Annotated in this window: 20 protein-coding genes; 7 read left to right on the top strand and 13 right to left on the bottom strand. The window is 64.9% G+C overall.

All coding sequences use genetic code 11. The annotated features are described in order from the left end of the window. The first annotated feature begins 476 nt into the window (after positions 1–476). The 4 genes from ACIP90_RS21030 (at position 477) to ACIP90_RS21015 (ending at position 4663) form a co-directional block, all read left to right on the top strand. On the top strand, positions 477–734 hold the full coding sequence (locus tag ACIP90_RS21030) for a hypothetical protein (RefSeq protein ID WP_400581668.1): 258 nt from the start codon (positions 477–479) through the stop codon (positions 732–734). A gap of 232 nt (positions 735–966) precedes the next feature. Further along, positions 967–1911, top strand: a complete 945-nt coding sequence (locus tag ACIP90_RS21025; RefSeq protein ID WP_400581667.1) for a serine/threonine-protein kinase — start codon at positions 967–969, stop codon at positions 1909–1911. 182 nt (positions 1912–2093) lie between these two features. Beyond that, the gene (locus ACIP90_RS21020) at positions 2094–4442 is read left to right on the top strand and encodes a multicopper oxidase domain-containing protein (protein ID WP_400581666.1); all 2349 of its coding nucleotides are present in this window, start codon (positions 2094–2096) and stop codon (positions 4440–4442) included. Positions 4443–4492: 50 nt separating this feature from the next. Further along, complete coding sequence (locus tag ACIP90_RS21015; RefSeq protein ID WP_400581665.1) at positions 4493–4663, top strand: PspC domain-containing protein; 171 nt, start codon at positions 4493–4495, stop codon at positions 4661–4663. Positions 4664–4749: 86 nt separating this feature from the next. Here the strand turns inward: ACIP90_RS21015 and ACIP90_RS21010 are convergent, their stop codons facing one another. Next, the gene (locus ACIP90_RS21010; protein ID WP_400581664.1) at positions 4750–5337 is read right to left on the bottom strand and encodes a hypothetical protein; all 588 of its coding nucleotides are present in this window, start codon (positions 5335–5337) and stop codon (positions 4750–4752) included. Positions 5338–5471: 134 nt separating this feature from the next. Further along, a complete protein-coding gene (locus ACIP90_RS21005) occupies positions 5472–7091 on the bottom strand; it encodes an alkaline phosphatase D family protein (protein ID WP_400581663.1) in 1620 nt (539 codons plus the stop codon). Positions 7092–7501: 410 nt separating this feature from the next. On the opposite strand from ACIP90_RS21005, the gene ACIP90_RS21000 reads away from it, so the two are divergent. After that, positions 7502–7963, top strand: a complete 462-nt coding sequence (locus ACIP90_RS21000) for a hypothetical protein (protein ID WP_400581661.1) — start codon at positions 7502–7504, stop codon at positions 7961–7963. Positions 7964–8055: 92 nt separating this feature from the next. On the opposite strand, the gene ACIP90_RS20995 is transcribed toward ACIP90_RS21000, so the two are convergent. Beyond that, the gene (locus tag ACIP90_RS20995; RefSeq protein WP_400581660.1) at positions 8056–8523 is read right to left on the bottom strand and encodes a hypothetical protein; all 468 of its coding nucleotides are present in this window, start codon (positions 8521–8523) and stop codon (positions 8056–8058) included. 290 nt (positions 8524–8813) lie between these two features. On the opposite strand from ACIP90_RS20995, the gene ACIP90_RS20990 reads away from it, so the two are divergent. Beyond that, a complete protein-coding gene (locus ACIP90_RS20990; protein WP_400581659.1) occupies positions 8814–10115 on the top strand; it encodes a class I SAM-dependent methyltransferase in 1302 nt (433 codons plus the stop codon). 65 nt (positions 10116–10180) lie between these two features. Then, a complete protein-coding gene (locus ACIP90_RS20985; RefSeq protein ID WP_400581658.1) occupies positions 10181–10885 on the top strand; it encodes a type 1 glutamine amidotransferase domain-containing protein in 705 nt (234 codons plus the stop codon). A gap of 81 nt (positions 10886–10966) precedes the next feature. On the opposite strand, the gene ACIP90_RS20980 is transcribed toward ACIP90_RS20985, so the two are convergent. From ACIP90_RS20980 to ACIP90_RS20935, 10 genes are all read right to left on the bottom strand, one after another. Next, positions 10967–11233, bottom strand: coding sequence for a hypothetical protein (locus ACIP90_RS20980; protein ID WP_400581669.1), 267 nt, complete (start codon positions 11231–11233; stop codon positions 10967–10969). Positions 11234–11322: 89 nt separating this feature from the next. Continuing rightward, the gene (locus ACIP90_RS20975; RefSeq protein WP_400581657.1) at positions 11323–11538 is read right to left on the bottom strand and encodes a hypothetical protein; all 216 of its coding nucleotides are present in this window, start codon (positions 11536–11538) and stop codon (positions 11323–11325) included. A gap of 25 nt (positions 11539–11563) precedes the next feature. Then, complete coding sequence (locus tag ACIP90_RS20970; RefSeq protein ID WP_400581656.1) at positions 11564–11830, bottom strand: hypothetical protein; 267 nt, start codon at positions 11828–11830, stop codon at positions 11564–11566. 192 nt (positions 11831–12022) lie between these two features. Beyond that, positions 12023–13468, bottom strand: a complete 1446-nt coding sequence (locus ACIP90_RS20965) for a PepSY-associated TM helix domain-containing protein (protein WP_400581655.1) — start codon at positions 13466–13468, stop codon at positions 12023–12025. 167 nt (positions 13469–13635) lie between these two features. Further along, positions 13636–14388 carry a YcnI family protein gene (locus tag ACIP90_RS20960; protein ID WP_400581654.1) on the bottom strand — a complete coding sequence of 251 codons (753 nt, stop codon included), beginning with the start codon at positions 14386–14388 and terminating at the stop codon, positions 13636–13638. Between the two features lie 116 nt (positions 14389–14504). Further along, positions 14505–15119, bottom strand: a complete 615-nt coding sequence (locus ACIP90_RS20955) for a hypothetical protein (protein WP_400581653.1) — start codon at positions 15117–15119, stop codon at positions 14505–14507. Between the two features lie 151 nt (positions 15120–15270). Next, positions 15271–16737 (bottom strand): aspartate ammonia-lyase, encoded by a 1467-nt coding sequence (aspA, locus tag ACIP90_RS20950; RefSeq protein ID WP_400581652.1) that lies wholly within the window; start codon positions 16735–16737, stop codon positions 15271–15273. 78 nt (positions 16738–16815) lie between these two features. After that, positions 16816–17814 (bottom strand): D-2-hydroxyacid dehydrogenase, encoded by a 999-nt coding sequence (locus tag ACIP90_RS20945; protein WP_400581650.1) that lies wholly within the window; start codon positions 17812–17814, stop codon positions 16816–16818. Continuing rightward, a complete protein-coding gene (locus ACIP90_RS20940; protein WP_400581648.1) occupies positions 17811–18905 on the bottom strand; it encodes a tartrate dehydrogenase in 1095 nt (364 codons plus the stop codon). The genes ACIP90_RS20945 and ACIP90_RS20940 overlap by 4 nt, the downstream gene beginning before the upstream one ends. Next, positions 18902–20443, bottom strand: coding sequence for an aldehyde dehydrogenase family protein (locus ACIP90_RS20935; protein ID WP_400581647.1), 1542 nt, complete (start codon positions 20441–20443; stop codon positions 18902–18904). Before ACIP90_RS20935 ends, ACIP90_RS20940 begins: the two co-directional genes overlap by 4 nt. Between the last annotated feature and the right edge of the window lie 112 nt (positions 20444–20555).

Below are 20555 nucleotides of genomic sequence, written 5' to 3'. Positions count from 1 at the left end.
TATTGAGTTCTCAAACAACAGACACACCCGGCACCACCACAACCAAACCACAGTCGCGGATCGCTCCGGAGCAACTTTCCAAACTTACCCGAACCGGTGAATCTTTGCAAATCAGAATTTCTGCGATTTGCGATCCAACGGGGGGTCCCCGCCCATTCTCGGCACGCCAATCAGCGTGCCATTTCCGGGCTGTTTTGTAAGGGGTTGGCCGCTATTTTTCCGCTTCAGCGGCGGCGACTCGAATTACTTTACACACCCGGCGAGCCCAGCGCAAATTGGCGTCCGGACGGCCTCCCGGCCCCGCGACCGGCATCCTCCGTTGCCCTTCTTCCTTGCCGGAGTCCGCGTGTGAAGACGAACTAGACAGAACGGTCTGTCTCAAATAAATTCAAGGAAGATCTCCGCCCTTAGGGGCAGCGGTCCGTTATCGCTGAAGCAGAACGGCGGATCAAGTGCACGCCATGAAAGAGCCAAAAATGACTGCAACACACTTTGACCGCTTCGTAGCCGAGGTCCTCACCACGGACCGGGAAACCGATACCGGGCTGAACCCGGACGAGCTCTACGGCCTGTACACCAGCTGGAGTCTGATCCACAAGACCCAGCCCGAAAGCCCGGAAGCCCTGCGGGCGGGGCTGCAGGCGCTCGGCATCGATCCTGACAACAACGAACTGTCCATGACTGGACCGGCCGCGGCTGATTACATCATCGCCAGCGCGCCCAACCTTATTTAGCCCGCAGCTCAGCGGGAAGAGCCGGACAGCGGCCCTTCCTGCTGAGCTTATTTCCTGATGTGCTTGAGACGCTACGCTGCGGCCAATGCCGTCCTGGCCACCAGCGCCGCATGCCTGGGTGCCCCCACGCAGGCTGACGTAGCCGTGGTTTAACCAGCTCCTGCTGTCAGGGTTCAACAAAAATACGCGCGGGCCAGCAACTTGGTCCGCGCGGGAAAACGCAAGGTATTCAATGGACGATCTGTCCGGCATTTCAGCAGGCACATCCTTGGGCGGCAGGTACCGCGTCGTGGAACAAATCGGCTCCGGAGCCATGGCGAACGTCTACCGCGCCACTGACGAATCCCTCGGCCGGGACGTCGCCGTCAAGATAGTCATCAAGTCCAAGCCGGCCCAGGAACTGCAGGACACCGTTGGCGCGCTGCAGGACGACGACGCCGAGGTGAGCGTCCTCGCCCGCCTGAACCACCACAGCCTGGTCACGCTCCTTGACGCGGGCGTGGACAGGGCGGAACCGAGACGGCCGCGCATCTACCTCGTCATGGAGCTTGTGGACGGTCCGGACCTCAAGCACCGCCTGCGGGAAGGCCCGCTCCCAGCCCGCCACACAGCGCAGATTGGCTACGACCTCGCCGACGCCCTGACCTACATCCATGAAAACGGCGTAGTGCACCGGGACGTCAAACCCAGCAACATCCTGGTCTACGACTACACCTACGATGCAGCCCGGATGCGCGCCAAACTGACGGACTTCGGCATCGCCCTGATATCCGACGCCCAGCACTACGACACCGGCGGTGTCCTGGGGACCGCAGCCTACCTCAGCCCGGAGCAGGCGAGGTCCGAACCGGCAGGACCTCCCAGCGACGTGTACTCCCTTGGCCTGGTGCTGCTTGAGTGCCTCACTGGTGAACCAGTGTTCCGGGGTGACCCCCTCCAAAACGCGTTGGCACGGCTGATCGATGACCCCGAGATTCCCGGCGATCTCGATCCGGAGTGGCGGCAGCTTCTGGCGGCCATGACGGCGCGGGAGCCGGAGTACCGGCCCTCCACCCGTGAGGTCGCCCAGGCCCTTGAGGACCTGGCCGTCAACAGCCGCGGCAAACACAAGATAGATGCCAGCATTCCCGGCAGCGAGGACGCCGATATAACAGAAGAGCTCCGCCACTCCTCCTGACCCGCCGTCGGCGTCTGGCCTGAACATAACGAGCCTCCTAACCCCCAATTAGTGCCCCCGCACCACCAGCTTTTCCCCAACGTCCCCCGAAAAAAATGGGCAAAGTCCGCAAACGCATTTGGGGGGGACATGAATTTCAGTGCCGGCACTCTTACCGACCGGGATGCCCACCGGGGGCAGTCATGAGCCCCCTGAACGTCTACGTGAATGAGGGATTCGTTCCGATGGTGGACGGGTCGCTTGTCTACCACCGGGGTTTCGGCGACCGGCCCACCCGCAAGGAAGACCCCAAGCCGGCACTGAAGATGGGCCCGCGGGTGTTCACGGCGGCCGGCCAGGTGGTCGCCAGCCGCAGCTATCCGCTCAAGGCTCCGGTGCCGCCGTACGGCAGGCCGGCACCGCTGCGGCCGGACCCCGTGTTCCCGCGTCAGTTCCTGGCCCGGCGCGGGCACTGGGCCAGCTACTTCCCTGAGCGGACGCTGATCGCCGAAACCGGAAGCACCGTCCGCATCCTGCTGCACAACACCCTGTCCCAGCCGCACGAACTGCGGTTCCACGCCGCCGGCCCGGCAGGAGCGGACGCCACGAGCGGGCCAGTCGCTCCGGGCGGGTCAAGGCTCCTGGAATTCCGTGCCCCGCTGCCCGGCACCTACCTGTTCTCCGACCCTGGCAACCAGCCAGTGGAGAGAACCCTGGGCCTGTTCGGCGCGCTGGTGGTCATAGACCCGCGGAACGCCTGGCGGCTCAACCCGGGCGGGGTTGAGTTCGAGCGCCAGTGGCTGTGGCTGTGCCATGACGTGGAATCGAATTGGGCGCGCATCGCGTCCCAGGGAAAGACGGTCAACCCGCTCACCACCCCCGCCGTCCCGCGGTACTTCACGCTCAACGGATACTCAGGATTCCAGGCGCTGGCTCTCACCACCGATGAGGTGTTCAACGAGCACCGCGAGGAAGACACGCTTCCCTCAGGCCACCCGCGGGAAACCGATGTGCGGAACTTCAGCGCCTCTCCGGGTGCAGGTGCGGTCCGCACCGGCCAGCTGATGAGGATGGTCAACGCCGGCATCACCGACCATCAGCTGCACTACCACGGCAATCATGTGTGGACCGTGCGGGCCAATGGCGTCGACTTCCCGCGGACCAACGGCAGGATCAGTCCGCAGGGTGACGTGGTCCTCCAGCAATGGGAGGATACCGTCCAGCTTCAGCCGCTTGAGCGGAAGGAGGCGATGCTCCCGGTCCGGCGTCCGCCGGAAGTGGTGGACGAAGTCTGGAACGCGCGGTCCGAGGACTGGAAGTATCCCATGCACTGCCATGCCGAACCGTCGCAAACGGCAGCGGGCGGGCTCTATCCCGGCGGTTTGCTGTCCGACTGGACGCTGGCCGCAAAACCCAAACCAGAACCCGGCCTGCCAGGAACCGTGGAGGACGATGCCCACCACACGTTCCGGAGCCAGGTGGACTTCGCCTCCGACCAGCCACACGAAGGCAGCCCCGAGACCGAATTCCCGCTGCCCCCGGACGTCTCAGTCGAAATGGACTTCTTCAGCAGGAAACTCGAATTCCCCGACGGCTCGGAGCATGAGGTGTGGAGTTTCGAGAACGACAAGTCAGGCCGGCAACTGCCCGGGCCGCTCGTGCGCATCACTGAGGGCGACATCTTCCACGCGACCATCAAGCCGAGCAAGCGGGTCCACACCGTCCATTGGCATGGTCTGGAACCGGATCCCCGCAACGACGGGGTTGGCCACACGTCCTTCGAAGTGACGGGGCACTACACATATCAGTGGCGGCCAGATGTTGCAGAGCGCGGCAACCCGAACCGGGGCTCCGCCGGCACCTACTTCTACCACTGCCACGTCAACACACCGCTTCATGTCCAGATGGGAATGTTCGGGGCGGTGATCGTCGATCCCCCGGCCGACCCCGCGGCGCCCATCCCGGCAGGAACCCGGCGCCATTCGCAGGAGGGCCCCCTGTACGACATCGCCACCGAGACGTTGATTGCGCCGTATTCGATCGATCCCCGGTGGCATGAGCTTAACCACGCCGCAGGGCTGTCCGGTGAGGACGCGGGCCTCAACCGCTTCGAGCCCAGGCACTTCTTTCTCCTGGGAGGCGCCATCGCCAGCAGGCCCAGGGGCGACAGGGTGTGGGCCATCTCCGCCATGAAGGCGAACATGGTTACCGGAAACCGGAAGCCCACGCTGGTGCGCATGGTGAACGTGGACTACTTCCCCACGGTCACACGGTTCATGGACGCGGCCGGAAGGCCGGCGCGCATCGCCGAACTGATCGCGCACGATGGCCGCCCGTTCTGGAACACGCCCAACCCGGCGGGCCCGGCTATCCAGCCGTCGCTGGCGGGCCAGCCACTGCTGACCAGCATCATAAAGTCCGGCGCCGCGGAGAAGTTCGACTTTCTGCTGCGTCCGCCGGCGCCCGGGAAATACACGATTGCCATCGATTTCCAGCACTGGATTACCGGCGCCGTTCTCGCGACGCGGACGGTGACGGTGAGCGCCTCCTGACGGGCTGACGCGGCCGGCGGCGACTGCTAGTGTGACGAAATGGATGCAACATGGTTCGGCCCAGGAACGGCAAGATGATCGCCGGAGTCTGCGCGGCCCTCGCGGCACGATTCGGGATTCCCAAGGCACTCGTCCGCCTCGGCTTCGTGCTTTTCGGCCTGTTTGGCGTCGGGGAACTGGCCTACATCGCCCTGTGGATCATCATCCCCAAGGAGAAATAGCCGCCTGCCGCTGAGCGCCGGGCGCAGGCACCGGCTCAGCGGCAGGAAAACAGGGCCTCAAGTGTCCGTTCGCTCTTGTCTGAGGGCTACTTACGACGCCGGCCCTGCGGCTTGTGGCCGATCGTCACCGCCGGCGCGTTCCACAGTTCCGCAACGCTCCCCAGCCGCCGCATGCGGGCAATTGCCAGCACCAGCTTCGCGCAGGCCATGGAGTTCGCACCTGGTTCAGGGTGCGCGACAGGGGGCAGCTTGAGCGCTGCCAGGGCGTCGTTCATGCTGTCCTTCGACAGTCCCAGCTCGTCCCGCGCGAGGCTCTGGGCACAGTAGAAGTCCTTGGCTGGCAGGTCCAGGTGCAGCCGCTCGCTGGCCTTCAGCATCACGTTGGCGTTGTAGCTGCCGGTGTAGCCGACCATGGGGTCCTCACCCGCGAAGTGCAGGATTCCCTCAACGGACATTTCCCAGTCGGCGGCGGAACAGACGTCCTCCGCCGTGATGCCACGGAAGCGGGTATTGAGGGGGTCAAAGTGCTCGACGCCGGGCGGAGGCTTGATCAGCCAGAAGGCCTTGTCCTCAACGCGTCCGTTGCGGACCTTCACCAGACCGACGCCGCACACCGACGCGCGATCACTGTTCGCCGTTGCAAAGTCAACGGCGGTAAAGCTGATTCCTGGCACTATTGGCTCCCCCTTGGCGCGGCAGTGGTCAGTAGGCGCCGCTGCTTGGCCCTCCCCACTACCGCATATCTTCGCAAACCATATGCGGGAATTCCTTCTGGGCGTGATTGTGAACTGAAGGACGGCTCAGCGGGTCAGCGCTGCGGATGCAGCGCCCTGTTCCAGAGCACGGCGCCGGCGGCGTTGCGGAGGCTGACGGTGAAGACGTCGTCCTCGTCGAGGTCCACGTGGCCGAAGAATTGGCTTTCGCCGGTCCGCGGGGACTGGTTGGCGTAGGCGCCGGCCTTGAAGAACGCCACCTCCGGGCCGAAGGTGCCGTCCATCTGGCTGGGCCCGAACGTTCCTGCGTTGATGGGGCCTACCACGAATTCCCAGAAGGGATCAAAGTCCTGGAACGCGGCACGCTCCGGCGAGTAATGGTGGGCGGCACAGTAGTGGACGTCGGCCGTGAGCCAGACCACGTTTTTAACCCGGTTGCGCTTGAACGCGGACAGCACAGCGGCGATCTCGAGTTCCTTGCCCAAGGGGGCGCCGGCGTCGCGGTTCGCGAGGGACTCCTGGTTGACCGGGCCGTCCGGCACGATGATGCCGAGCGGGAGGTCGGCGGAGATGACCTTCCACGTGGCCGTGGACCGGCTGACTTCCTTGATCAGCCAGTGGGCCTGCTCCTCTCCGAGGATGTGGGTGAGGCTCGCTTCCTTGCCGGCGGTGTTCGGGTCCTTGAACGTGCGCATGTCCAGGCAGAAGACGTCCAACTGTGGGCCGCGGGAAATTTTGCGGTAGATGCGGGCCGGTTCGAAGCCGGTGCTGCCGTCGCTCAGCTGGGCGATGGGCTGGTATTCCTGCCAGGCCTGGCGGCCGCGGGCGGCCAGGACGTCAACGCGGCGTTCGGTGTAGCGGGCGTCGGTGAGGATCTCCCCCGGGTACCAGTTGTTGGTGGTTTCGTGGTCGTCCCACTGGGCGATCACCGGAACGTCGGCGTACATCGCCCGGACGTTGCGGTCCATCAGGTTGTAGCGGTGACGGCCGCGGAACTCGTTGAGGGTCTCGGCCACCTTGGACACTTCCTCGGTCACAAGGTTGCGCCAGACATGCCCGTCCGGCTCGGTGACCTCGGCTGCAATGGGGCCGTCGGCGTAGATGGTGTCGCCGGCATGGATGAAAAAGTCCGGCTTGGTGGCGTGCATGGCCGCATAGCCGCGCATGCCGCCGAGCTCCTCGTTGATGCCCCAGCCCTGGCCCGCGGTGTCGCCGCTCCAGACGAAGCTTTGGCCGCGGGGCGAGCCGCCGCTGCGGAGGGCGCCGGTTCCGGGTGCCGTGGTGAAGGAGCCGCGGGCGGTTTCGCCGGCGTGGCCGTCGCGGTCCTCGAAGTGCATCGTGAGTGCGAAGCGCGTGCCGGCCGGGAGATGGGTGGCGTTGATCTTGGAGGTGAAGTCGGTGGCCTCGCTGGCGGCCGTCCCCCGCAGCACCCGCTGGAAGGCGCGGCCGCCGCGGAGCGGGGAACCGTCGTCGTCGACCGCCAGCAGGCTTGCAACCAGCCGTCCCGGGCCCGACGCGCGGGACCACAGGACGCCGGAATCGGCGGTGACATCGCCGGTGGCGATGCCGGACGGCAGGGTCAGGCGGTTTCGGACCAGCGCGACGCCGGACGGCCGGGCCGCGTGGGCGGGCGCGGCTATGGCGGGGACGACGGCGGCAGCACCGGCTGCGGCGAGGGCACCTTTGAGGATGTGGCGGCGGGTGAAAGGAGTCATGGGGCCATGCTTGACGGCGTGTGTGAACCGTTGTGGACGGTGGCATGAACGCCTGAATGATGCCGGGTTACCCGCTGTTGTGCGTGCAGGCTGCACCGAGGCTATTTCATAGGCTGCTATTGGATATTAATTTCCCTTCCAAAGTCGTTGCGAACAGACTAATATCCTGCACCTAGGCATTAATCAAAGACGTAAATGCCGAGAGCTGACGCTTACTTGAGTAAGTGACAATGAGTGGATTGTGCAGTGTGCGTAATCCGTGGCAACTCATTTGCAGTGAACCTCATGCAGGAACTGCCCCACAGGCTATTCATCTACGAATACCCTCACCGCCATTGCTTTTACCCGCAGGTCTCCGACGCCCTTCGTCGTGCGGTCTTTACCAACCACATCTCGGATGGAGTTTTGCCATGAAAAGAGTGCTAATTCTTGCTGCCCTTTTACTTGGGCTCGTAGTAGGCGGGGGTCCCGTTTCGGCTGCCCCTCCAGATCCGATTGAGTTCACCTTCGTCAACAGAGACTGCGGCTACAGAATTGAGATCACCGTCACCGGTAAATCCGGCGTCAATGAGCTTCCCGGAGGTGCGACCATCATCACCGCGCCCGGACAGGAAGCGACCCTGACGAACATCAGCACCGGGGAGAGTGTCACCTACGTTATTACCGGTGCCACACACATCGATACGAGCGAGCCCGGTCTCCTAATTGTGAAATCGACGGGAAGAAACGTGCTCATCGTTCCTGTCGGCGACAGAGAGGGCCTTTACCTCACTCAAGGCAATGTGGAGTTCGTACTGGACGATAGGGGACGGCAAGTCAGCCCGTTTGAGGGTCCAGGCCAGGTAACCGACATTTGCGCACTTCTGGCATAACCGAGCATGACGCACCCCTTTCCACAAATAAAGCGGGTGGCTGGCATATTTGCCAGCCACCCGCCGTCGTGCGTTCTTATTTGCTGAACTATTCAGCCCGTACGGACCTCATCCACGAACGCTACCTGCGCCACGGCTTGCTGGTAGAGCTTCAGGGCCTCGTCCACGGCGAGATTGCCGAAGTTGAGGGACAGCTGCAGGCCCTCCAGCTGGGCGTTGGCGGTCTCGGCCGCGCTGACCTTTTCACCCAGGGCGCGGGAGTTGGCGAAGTTCGTGGCCAGTGCCGCCGCGACTGAGAGAATCACCGCTGCCAGGCAGAGGAACCGCCACACAATGGAGTCGTCGTCCAGCGAGAAGATCCCGCGGACCGACTCCGTGAATCCGGTGCCGCCTACTGCCGGCCCGGCGGTGAGCATGGCGGCCAGAGCACTGCCGACGATGCTGATGTTGGAGAGCCTGTTGCGGCGGGGCCGCTCCCGCCCCAGGTATGAGCGGATGGTCTGCTGTTTTTGGTCAATGCGCTCGGATAGCCGTTGGCGTGTGTCTGCTGAGTCGTCCATGGTCTGCTTCAGCCTTTCTCCCCCCGTCGACATTTTGCGTTCAGGATCCCACCGGCCCGATTTCCGGTCCAGAGCCGAGAGGTTTGGGACGCCTGCCCCGCCCTGCAATGCGCGAACTCGTGGAGCGGCACGGAGCCATGCCACACCCGAAACGAGCCGATCCCGAACGGACAGATTTGTCTCACTGTCCGGCGAGCCTGCCCTTGTGTAGTTTTAGTTTTCAAGCGACGGGACTGCAATGGAGCAGGACCGCCTGGCCTGACGCGAGCACCGGACGAGAGGCGACGAACATGGCAAAGACATCGCGTGTGGCACCACGGCTGGCCGAAGCACTGGCCATTGTCCTGGGCACGGAGGAGATTCCCATCCGGCTGCGGGCGTGGGACGGATCGGAAGCGGGTCCGGCGGACGCGCCGGTCATCGAGTTCCGGTCACGGCGGGCGTTGCGCCGGATGCTGTGGTCGCCGGGGCAGCTGGGCCTGAGCCGGGCGTACGTGGCCGGCGAAATCGAGGCACACGGGGACATCTTCGCAGCCTTCACCGCGCTCAGCTCAGCAGGAAAGCTGGCAGAGCCGGGGCCTTTCAGGAGGCCGACGGCGCGCGAGCTCGGGACGCTGCTCTCCACCGCTGTCCTGCTCGGCGCGGTGGGACCGAATCCGGCGCCGCCGCCCGAAGAGGCGAAGGTGGAAAAGCACGGCCGGCGGCACTCGAAGAAGCGCGACGCCGCAGCGATCTCCCACCATTACGACGTCGGCAACGACTTCTACCGCTTGGTCCTCGGCCCCACGATGGTGTACTCCTGCGCGGTCTTCGACAGTGAGGACGCGACACTCGAGGACGCCCAGGAAGCCAAGCTCGACCTCGTCTGCCGGAAGCTGGGACTGCAGCCGGGCATGCGGGTGCTGGACGTGGGCTGCGGCTGGGGCAGCTTCGCCCTGCATGCCGCCCAGCGCTACGGGGTGAACGTTGTTGGCATCACCATCTCGACTGAGCAGGCGGAGCTCGTCCGGAAACGGGTGGCCGAAGCAGGGCTGACCGAGCGCGTGGACATCCGGGTCCAGGACTACCGCGACATCGACGACGGCCCGTTCGACGCGATCAGCTCCATCGGCATGTCCGAGCACGTGGGCCGCGCACAGCTGCCCCGCTACGTCTCGCAGCTGCACAGCCTGCTGCGCCCCGGCGGCCGGCTGCTCAACCACGCCATTTCCTGGAACGCCGGCCCGACGGAGGATGACCCGGATTCTTTCATCCCACGCTATGTTTTCCCCGACGGCGAGATGCTGAGCCTTTCCGAAGTGGTGGTGGCACTGGAAGCCGGCGGGTTCGAGGTGCTCGACGTCGAGGCGCTGCGGCGGCACTATGCCCTGACCCTCCGGGCCTGGGTGCGGAACCTAGAAGAGCACTGGGACGAGGCGGTGCGGCTGACGTCGCCGGGCCGGGCGCGCGTCTGGCGGCTGTACATGGCCTCGAGCGCGCTGGGCTTCGAGAATGGCCTGACCGGAGTCAACCAGGTGCTGCTGCAGAAGCCCGGAGGCACCGAGCCGCCGCTGCGCCTCAGGCAGTGGACGGCGCAAAACCCCGGTGACTGACACTGTCGAAATCCGCCGGTTCAGCTTGCCGAAACCCAGGAACAGCAGAACATAAGGAGAATCCCATGGCCAACATCCTGATGGTCGTATCTGCCGCCAACTCGCTCACCATGAAAGACGGCAGCGAGCATCCCACCGGGTTCTGGGCTGAGGAGCTGGTGGAGGCACACCGCGCCCTGCTCGGGGCGGGACACACCGTGGACTTCGCCACGCCCGGCGGGCTCAAGCCGACCGTGGACAAGGCCAGCCTCCAGGCGGATGCCGTCGGCAGCGAGGAACGGGCGGAGGACTTCCGCACCTACCTGGACATGATCGATGTAGACCTGTTTGCGCCGCTCGTGCTGGCCGACGTCGACACATCCGCATACGACGCCGTGGTCCTGCCGGGCGGGCACGGGCCGATGGCCGACCTGTTCCGGGATACGGACCTGGGCCGGGTCCTGGTGGAGATGAACGCAGCGGGCAAAATCATTGCCCCGTTCTGCCACGGCCCCGCGGGCCTGCTCAGCGCCACGGCCGACGACGGCGCGTTCGCCTTCGCCGGACGGCGGCTGACGGTGTTCAGCAACTCAGAGGAACTGGGCGGCGGCACCGGGGAAAACACGCCGTGGCTGGTGGAGACGCTGCTGCGCGAGAAGGGCGCCGTCGTGGAGACCGGCCCGGACTGGGCCAGCTTCGTGGTGCGTGACGGCAACCTGATCAGTGGCCAGAACCCGCAGTCCAGCGTGGACGTGGCCAGGGAGGTCATCAAGGCACTCAAGGCTGGTTGAGCCCGTCTGAGCCAACGGCCGGGACCTTTGGATCCCGACAAGCTCGATCAGCGGGAGGCCGGTTCGATCAGCGGGGGCGGCTCAGCCGCCCATGCCGGGACGGACCGGGACGAAGTCGATCTTGTTTCCGGAGCCGGTTTTCTTCTTCGGAGAACGCGAAAAGCCCTTCGCGTCCAGATGGTTCTGCGCGCGGTACTCGGCCAGGGCGTCGTCATAGGCTTGGTTCAGCCGCCGGCCGGACACCTGCTCTGCCGTGCCGTCGGTAAAGGTGATGGAGATCAGGACGCTGTCGGGAAAGTGCCGGTTCATCCGGACAAAGCCTTCGGCATCCTGCAGGAGATTGATCAATGTGTCCGCCTTCGAGGTCATGGCTTCCCAGTCTCCCGCACTTTTCATCGGTGCGGATGCGGACAGGCGTGAGGATCAGCTTGGGACGATCAGCTTGGTGCGTGCTCGCGGGTTTCGCCGAAGGGGACTTCGTCACTAAGGGCGACAGTGTATCGGCCAGGACTGTGCCGGGTGACCAGGATGCCGGCGGAGCGCTCAATTGAGGCGGCCGGGAGAAGGGCGGCCTCCGCATCGGAAAGCAGCTGATGAAGCTGCTCCTGGCCCCCTACCAGCACTTCAATTTGTGCAGCGGCTTGTTCAGACATGGGAATCTCCTTAGGCGGATTGGTTTCAACTAGAACGGTTTCGTCGCTCGTGCGACTCGTCTTCGTGGCGTATCGACAGGGCGTCGGCGGCGAAGAGCATCTTGCGGCCCATCAAATCGTCGGGCCATACCCAGACCACAGATCCATCAGGCATGAAGGCATCGATGGCACCGGATCCTGCGACTCCATCTGACTCAAACACCACGCGGTCACCAACGGCGTAGCCGCGCGGATCCCCGGGGGCCGGGGCTGACGCTGTTTGTTGGGTGGGAATTGAAGGTTCAACTGACATATCGGAATTAACCTCATGTGGAGTATGTGAAAGGATCGAGCCGGGCCGCTGCGCACCCTGATCGGCGCACCGGCTGGGGCCCTTAAGAAAGGCTGGCGCTTGGCTGGCCTTGCGATTACTGCGTACTGACTAGGCTACAGTATTGTCAACAATTCACAATAGGATAGCCAAAAATTGTTAGCGTTCCTGCGGTTAGCGCAGCGGCGCTGGCTCACGACGACGGCGTTTCGCTGCGGCTATTGCGGCGTCCAAGAGGATGAAGCCGAGCAGGCTCCAGCCAAGCAACGGCAGGAAGAGCCCGAGGATGACCATGACGGTAATGGCTGCGAGAACGCCGGCCCAGGGGCCGCGGATGAACGCTCCCCGCGGCGCGGGTCTGCCCACGGCCCAGGTCCTGCCGCGGGTGGGGCGGCGCTTCCACCACATCACGTAGCCCCAGATGACCATGGCTGCCAGCCCCGCAGCCAGGGCGAGCAGGAGGAGCTGGTTCGGCAGCCCGAAGAGCAAGCCCATATGCGCCGCGACGGCCCAGCGGGTGAGCTTGGCGGCAAAGCTGAAGTCGTCAAAATCAGCCCGGCTCGTGATCTTTCCGGCTGCCGGGTCGATCGCTACGGCGCTGGCAGTTGCGGGCCACTCCCGGCCTGCTTCCGTCACGGTCCACGCTGTGCCTGCCGTTGCGGGCGGTTTGATGTCGATCATCGGGGCTGTGATGATGTCTGCCCTCGCGAGCCGCTCGACGGTGTCGTACAGCGTCAGATCTGCGGCCGCTCCGGTTGGCGCCGGTGCTGGACCGTGGCCGGAGTGGTCACCGGCCTGGCCTGCAGGCTGCCCGTTGAGGCTGGTGGAAACGGCGGGTGTAAGCCACCCAAGGTCGCTGCGCAAGGTGGTGATATTGGCTCCAGCATGCGTAGACCATGTCAGCCCGGATGCGGAGAGGAACACAAACCCGGCGAGCAGGATGGTTCCGGTGGTGCCGTGGAGCCACAACGTCCGCGCCCTCCCTGACGCCGGACGTGCTTTCTTGGGTCTTTTCCGGGTACGGATCCTATCAATCCACAGGACGAGGCCGCCGAGGGCGACCACCCCGAGCCAGGAGGCGGCCAGTTCGCTGTAGATCCGGCCGGGTTCGCCGAGGTTCAGGGACCGGTGCAGGTTGGAGATCCACGTGCGCATCGGCAGGGCTCCGCTGCCGCCGTACGTGGTCAGGTCCCCGCGGATGGTTCCGGTGCCGGGATCAACGAAGAGTGTCCTGTATTCGGATTCACCCAGGGAGGGGTCCGTGAACAGCACGCGCGTGGTGTCCTCGGGTCCGGGCGCAGGGCGGACGGTAACGGGGGTGGCTCCGCCGGCAGCTTTCACGGCCGCCTGTACCTGCACTGACAGTGGCAGCGCCCGGGCAGCGGCGGGGACGTGCAGTTCCTTGGCGTAGACGGCCTGTTCCAGTTGCGGGGTGATGGCGTAGAAGCCGCCGGTAAGTGCGGCGATGAGCAAGAAGGGTCCGGCGAGGATCCCGGCATAGAAGTGCACGCGGAGCAGGAACGCCCGGAACCATCCGCGGCCGTTTGGTTCCGCGCTTGAGGGCCTGGTGTCCGGGGGTGCTGTCTGGGTGGAAGTTGGTGGGTCGGTTAATGCAGTCATGGTCTCGTCTTTCGACTCCCGACGGCGCTGCCGGCGCTGCCGGGTCTTGGCAGGCGGCGCGGGCCGGTGGCATGGCACGCGGGCAGCGCAAAACGTCCGGGAAGTATGGAGGAACCCGCACTGGTCACGCCTGGTGCGAAGTCCTCAGGTGCGGAAGGTTGCGGTGGCTAGTTGCCCCGGGTCGGGCGGCTTCGTGCGAGGGCTGTTACCCCGGCGGCCAGGCCGATCAGTCCGGCGGCGAGCCCGATCCAGCCGACGGTGCGGTCGCCGCCGTCGGATGCCGGCGACGCAGCCGGCGCTGCCTCTGTAACTTTCGCGGCCGGGTCGGCTTGGGCCGCCGTGGTTACGAAGGACGGTGCGGGATGGGAGGCCGCCGTCGCGGTAGAGGCTGCGGCAGACGTTGCTGCGGCGTGGTCGTGAGCAGGTGACTCTGTGTCGGCCCAATTCACGGTGGTCCCGTCGGTGTAGCCCTGTGCCGCGGGCAAGATCACGGTGGTGCCGGCGGCCGGGAGACGCCCGACAGAAAGCGTGAAGGTCTGGAATTCGTTCTGACCGATCTGGTGTGCAGCGTCAGCCGTCCAGATCACGCTGGTGGGGGCCTTTGTCACGGTTGCCCCTTCCACTTCCACCGGTTTGGGCAAGGCAGTGGTGATGATCTGGGCTTTCCAGCCATCCATGGGCCTGACCGAGACATTGGTCAGCGGCGTATCGGTGGGCAGCTTCACTTCGAGCCGGTTGGTCTTGGCGGTGTCGGACTCGTTGGGGACGCTGAAGGTGAGCTTGGAGAAACCGCCTTCGGACGTGGAGGACGGGTCGACGGTGACGTGCGCAGAGGCCGCGGCCGCGCCGGCGGCCAGGAACCCAACCGCCAAAGTGGCGGAGATGGCCGTCTCAAGGGTACGGCGAATGGAAGTCTTCATGGCGGGATGCCTTTCACGGTAATTCGGATCAGGAACGAGCAGACCGCAGGGGCCTGTTCGGGAACCGGGCGAAAACGCCGCCGTCGATTCATGTCCGCGGGTGAAAGGGACCGGCTCTAGGCGGCGGAGGCGAACGCGGGAGGACCTCGCCGGGAAGGCAGCCGCACGGCAGGCCGCGCCGGGGGAAGATCCCCGGCGATCGCGCAGGCGCGGGGAACGCGGGGCGGAATGATGCTGGCTGGTTCGGGCTGCCGCAGGAGTGGGCACAGCCAGTCGGCCAGGACTCCGAGGGCACGCTCGCCGCGGGCCAGAACCAGCGCGGTGGCAAGTGTCGCCACCGCGTGGGCGGCCAACATGAGCCCGTCAGGTACGGCTGAGTGGGCCGCAACTGCCAGGGTCACTGTCTTGTGGCCCAACGCTGCTGGTGCGTGGCTGGCGTGGCCGGACAGCTGTGCCTGCGGAACGGCGGCAGATGCTCCGGCCGACAGCGCACTGAGGGCCCAGTGGAGCCAGATCTGCGTCGCGCCAATCAGCCCGGTCAGGGCCGGAAATGACAGGCGAAAGCGCGTCAGGGCAGCCACCGGAACCATGGTGACGGCATACAGGGCCGCCAGAACTGCCGCTGGCGGCAGCTGGCCTCCTCCGGCCAGATGCCCGCCGGTGGCCAGTCCGAGGACGACTGATCCGATAAGTCCGGTGCGGAACAGCCTGAACGAAGCACGGGGCATCATCGGCGTTCCCTTCTCCGGGATCAAGGCTGGCTGCAGTGGGCGGAATAATTCTACGCCGTGTCGAACACCATCCCTGTCCCGGCATGACTCAGAACGTAGTCACGCTCGACCAGTCGCCCCGTGCTGTGGGCAGGCGTGCGCATTCCTGCTCCTACTGCATTGGCGTTGTCTCGAGAGGCAGCTGGTCAGCGGTGCCGGCCTGAGGGTTTGCCAGATGCTCGGGACGGAGGATCTCATCGAGCTCTTCGGCCGTGAGCAGTCCGCGTTCGAGGACGAGCGAGGTGACGCTGCGGCCCGTTGCGAGTGCCTGCCGGGCGATGGAGGTGGCCGCGTCATACCCGATGAGGGGGTTGAGGATAGTGACGACGCCGATGCTCGCTTCGACCTGGGACCGCAGGAACTCCTTGTTGGCGGTGATCCCGTCGATGCAGTGGTCGGCAAGGGTTGTGCATGCCGCGGTGAGGTGGGTCAGGCTGGCGAACAGCGAGCGGGCGATGATCGGCTCAAACGCGTTCAGCTGCAGCTGCCCGGCCTCGGCGGCCATGGTGATGGTCAGGTCATTGCCGATGACCTCGAACGCCACCTGGTTGACCACCTCCGGAATGACCGGGTTCACTTTCCCGGGCATGATGCTCGATCCGGCCTGGCGCGGGGGAAGGTTGATTTCCGCGAAACCTGCCCGGGGCCCCGAGGACAGCAGCCGCAGGTCGTTGCAGATCTTTGACAGCTTCACGGCCACGCGCTTCAGGGTTCCGGAGAACAGCACGAAGGCTCCGCAGTCCTGGGTTGCTTCCACGAGGTTGCCGGCTGTCACCACCGGCAGCCCGGTGATGCGCTGCAGGTGCGTACGGGCCTCGGCAGCGTACCGCGGATGGGTGTTAATGCCGGTGCCGATGGCGGTTGCGCCGAGGTTGATCTCGTGCAGATGGACCAGGGCTTCACGGGTCCGCCGTTCGTCCTCGTCAATCATTACCGCGTAGGTGCTGAACTCCTGGCCCAGCGTCATGGGCACCGCATCCTGCAGCTGGGTCCTGCCCACCTTCACCACGTCCTCGAACTCCACGGCCTTGCGCTCGAGAGCTTCGCGGAGGTAGGCCATGGCGGACAGCAGCTCATGGGCACCTTGGATCGTTGCGATCTTGATCGCCGTGGGGTAGACATCATTGGTGGACTGGCCCATGTTCACATCCCCGTTCGGGTGGATCATGGCGTACTCGCCCTTGTTCAGCCCCAGATGCTCCAGCGCCCGGTTGGCGATAACCTCGTTGGCGTTCATGTTGGTTGAGGTTCCGGCTCCGCCCTGGATGACATCCACCACGAACTGGTCATGGAGCAAGCCCTGCTGGATATCCTGGCAGGCCTGGGCGATGGCATCCTTTTTGGCCCCCTCGATCAGGCCGAGATCGAAGTTGGCCAGCACGGCCGCATGCTTGACTTGGGCAAGAGCCCGTACCAGTTGCGGGTAGGCAGAGATCGCCGTGCCGGTAATCGGGAAGTTTTCCACCGCACGCAGTGTCTGGATGCCCCAGTAAGCGGCCGCCGGGATCTGTCGGGCGCCCATGAAGTCGGTCTCCGTCCGGCTTGCTGCGGTTTCCAAAAGGGACGATTTCTCTGTCATTGTCTCAATCCTTGTGCCGGTTGCTCCGTAAGTGCCGTTTTGGGCGCTCGAAAGGGCACCTGCGGAGCAACCGATGGCTTAGTTGGTTCGGGAGGGTTCGGTAACGGAGACGAACCCAAGTGTCTTGTCCACGACGTTCTCCAGCGGTTCGCCGTTGCAGAACCGCCTCAAATTGTCGACGAACAGTTTTCCAAGATCGTCGAGGTAGTCTTCGGTGTCGCCACTCATGTGAGGGGTGATGATGACGTTGTCCATTCCCCAGAGGGCGTGTCCTTCGGGCAGGGGTTCGGGGTGCACCACGTCCAGGGCAGCCCCGGCAATGGAGCCTGAGGCCAGCGCTTCAGCCAGGGCCTCGGTATTCACCAGTTCCCCGCGGCCTACGTTGATGAGGCGGGCGGACGGTTTCATGGAGGCCAGGACCTGAGCATTTACCAGTCCCCTGGTTTCGTTCGTCAGGGGCGCGGCCAGTACCAGGTAGTCGTAGTCATGGACGATCCGGGCGAGGTCGCGGGAGGAGTGGATCTGCCCAAAATCAGCATCGCCGGGACGGGAGGACCGGCCGGCACCGTCGATTTCCATGCCCACCGCGCGGAAGAGCCGGGCGATTTCGCGGCCGATGGATCCGGTGCCGACCACCAGCGCAGTCTGGCCCTGGATCTTGCGCGTGACGCGGTGCTGCCAGCGATGTTCCTGCTGCAGCCTAAACGAACCCTGCGCGTCCTTGGCCATGTCCAGGACAAAACCGAGGGCAAACTCTGCGATGGCCCGGCTGAGGACGCCGCGGGAGTTGGTGTAGACGATGTTGCTGTGGATGAGTTCATCGAACAGCAGCTGGCTGACGCCGGCTGCTGAGACGTGGACCCATTTCACCGACGAGGCGGCATCCCAGTTTTCCCGCAATGCCGGCGAGAATGAGTGCCATTGGTACAGCACGTCCGCGCCGTCCATCGCCTCGGCAAGACCGTCGGCCTTGGTCAACCGGACGTCTGCAAGCTCCTCGATCTCGGCCAGGCGGGGCGGGAGCGCCTCGCGGTATAGGGCAGCGACGACCGGCCGGCTACCCTGCACTGCGGTCATGAGGCCGAATTTCCGGCGATGGAGGCTTGTTTCGGGGCCAGAGCGTCGATGGCGCTGAGGACCGCTGCCGTGAATTCCGACGTCGACGACGTCCCGCCCACGTCGCGGGTTCCGAGTCCGTCGCGCAAGGCCGACTCGAACGCGGACTGGAGGTGTGCGGCCGCTTCGGGGTGTCCGAGGTGCTCCAGCATCATGGCCCCGGACCAGATCTGGCCCACCGGGTTTGCCAGGCCCTTGCCGGCAATGTCCGGTGCCGAGCCGTGGACCGGCTCGAAGAGGGACGGATAGTCGCCCTCCGGATTCAGGTTGGCGCTGGGTGCCAGGCCGATGGAGCCGGTGACCGAGCTGCCTAGGTCCGACAGGATGTCGCCGAAGAGGTTGGAAGCCACAATGACATCAAAGGTCCAGGGTTTCAGGACCAGGTGTGCCGCCAAGGCGTCAACCAGTTCGCTGGTGAGCGTGACCTCCGGGTACTCCGAAACTGTTTCCGCGACGATCTCGTCCCAGAACGGCATGGTGTGCACAATACCGTTGCTCTTGGTGGCGGAGGTCAGCTTTCCCCGCCGGGTGGCGGCGAGGGCAGCAGCATAGTGTGCAGCCCGCGAGACTCCCATGCGCGTAAAGATGGTTTCCTGGACCGCGCTCTCCTGCGGCAGCCCGCGGTACATGCGGCCGCCGACTTCCGAGTATTCCCCTTCGTTGTTTTCCCGCACGAGGAGCAGATCGATCGGGTGCTTCGCCGCAAGCGGTGACGCGACGCCGTCGAGCGTTTTCACGGGACGGAGGTTGATGTACTGCCGGAACTCCCGGCGGATGGGGATCAGCAGTCCCCACAGGGACTCCGCATCGGGAACCTCCGGGGAGCCCACGGCGCCCAGGAAAATGGCGTCGTGCTTGGCGAGTTGCTCCAGCCCGTCAACGGCCATCATCCGCCCGTGCCGGGAGTAGTACTCGGATCCCCAGTCGAAATACGTGAACTTCAGGTCCAGGGAGTGGAGTTCCGCGATGCGCTCGAGGCAATCGATGGCCGCGGGAACCACTTCATTCCCGATGCCGTCGCCGGGGATAACAGCGATTCTGTGCGTGCTCATGAGATCTTCCGCTCCGGAAGGCCGCCCGGCAGCTGTTGCCAGCGGGCGCGGGAGCCTCCAAGGTTGACGATGGTGCTTTTAGGCTCTGTCATCTCGTGGACGGCGTACCGGACGCCTTCGCGGCCTACCCCGGATTTCTTGAAACCGCCAAAGGGCATGGAATCGATGCGGACGTCGCTGGTCTCGTTGATGACCACGGCGCCGACGTGCAGCTTGTCCGCGATGGCCAGCGCCTGGTCGATGGACTGGGTGAAGACGCCAGCCTGCAGCCCGTAGTCGGAGCTGTTGGCGGCGTGGACAGCGTCCGCGATGCTGATAAAGGGCAGGATGCTGACGACAGGACCGAATACTTCCTCGCGGATGACCCGGCATTCCGAGGGCACGTCGGTCAGTACGGTGGGCTCGTAGTATGCCCCGCGCCGCTGGCCCCCGGCGTGCAGGGTGGCACCGGCCGCTGTGGCTTCTTCCACCCATTCCTCGACCCGCCGGGCTTCTTTCTCTGAAATGAGCGGGCCAACGTCAGTGCCGCGGTCAAGCTTCGGCCCGGTCTTCAAGGCCTTTGTGCCGCGGGTGACGTGCTCGAGGACCTCGTCGAACAGAGAAATGTGCACGTAGACGCGCTGCACCGAGAGGCAGTTCTGGCCGGCCACACCAAAGGCTCCGGCCACGATGGCATCGGCTGCCTGGATGGCATCCGCGTCCGCGCAGACAATCGTTGCATTGTTGCCGCCGAGTTCGGAGAGGATCTTCTTTGCCCCGGCCGCTGCGGAAATGCGTTCCGCAGTTTGGGGACCGCCTGTGAAGGAGATCAGGTCGATCTGCTCATCGGTGACAAGCGCTTCGGAAACGCCCGGTCCGGAGACGATCGCTGCAATGCGTCCCGACGGGACACCCGCTTCCAGCAGTAGCTGCACCAGCGCCAGCCCGGTCAGCGGGGTGCGTCCGGAAGGCTTCAGCACGACGCCGTTGCCCCCGATCAGCGCCGGGCCCAGCTTGTGTGCCACCAGGTTCAGGGGGTCGTTGAACGGTGTGATGGCCGCGACGATGCCAACCGGCTTCCGGCTGTACCAGCCGATCTTGTTGGCTCCGGCCAGACTGTCCTCGAAACCGAGCGTCTCCCCCGTGAGCTCTGCGGATGCGGCAGCCGAGAGCCGCAGTGTTTCGATGCAGCGACGCACCTCGCGCTCGGCTTCTGTGATGGTCTTGCTGCTCTCCGCCGCGATGATCTTGGCGAACCGCCCGGACTGTTCAGCGAGAAGCTGTCCGGCCTTCTCCAGCGCCTGCCTGCGGAAGCGCAGCGGCCACTCTTCAGTCTGAAGATGCCGGTGGATGTGCGCGATTGCACGCCGGACGTCCTGGGGCGAAGAGGAGCAGACCCGGCCGAGCAGAATGCCGTCTTCAGGATCCCGTATCTCCAGAATCATGTCCGTGGTCTGCCATTGGCCTTCGAGGAAAGCGCCCCCGGGAAGGCCTGCAACCTCGGCACGGCCGTAGCCTGTGTCCGGGCCGGCTTCAATGACCATTGTGGATGAAGTCATGAGAGTCCTTACCTGCCTACTTGACTCGGTCGATGATCTTGGCGGCGGCCCCGATGAAGGGCAGGAACCAGGGCGGGCCGAAGTGTCCGGGTACGGGCGGGTTTTTGAGGTC

Origin of the sequence: Arthrobacter sp. NPDC093139 (genome assembly GCF_044754165.1) — a bacterium.
Taxonomy (GTDB): Bacteria; Actinomycetota; Actinomycetes; order Actinomycetales; family Micrococcaceae; genus Arthrobacter.
The sequence above is the reverse complement of the archived record's forward strand: the minus strand, read 5'-3'. Positions and strand labels throughout refer to the sequence as shown.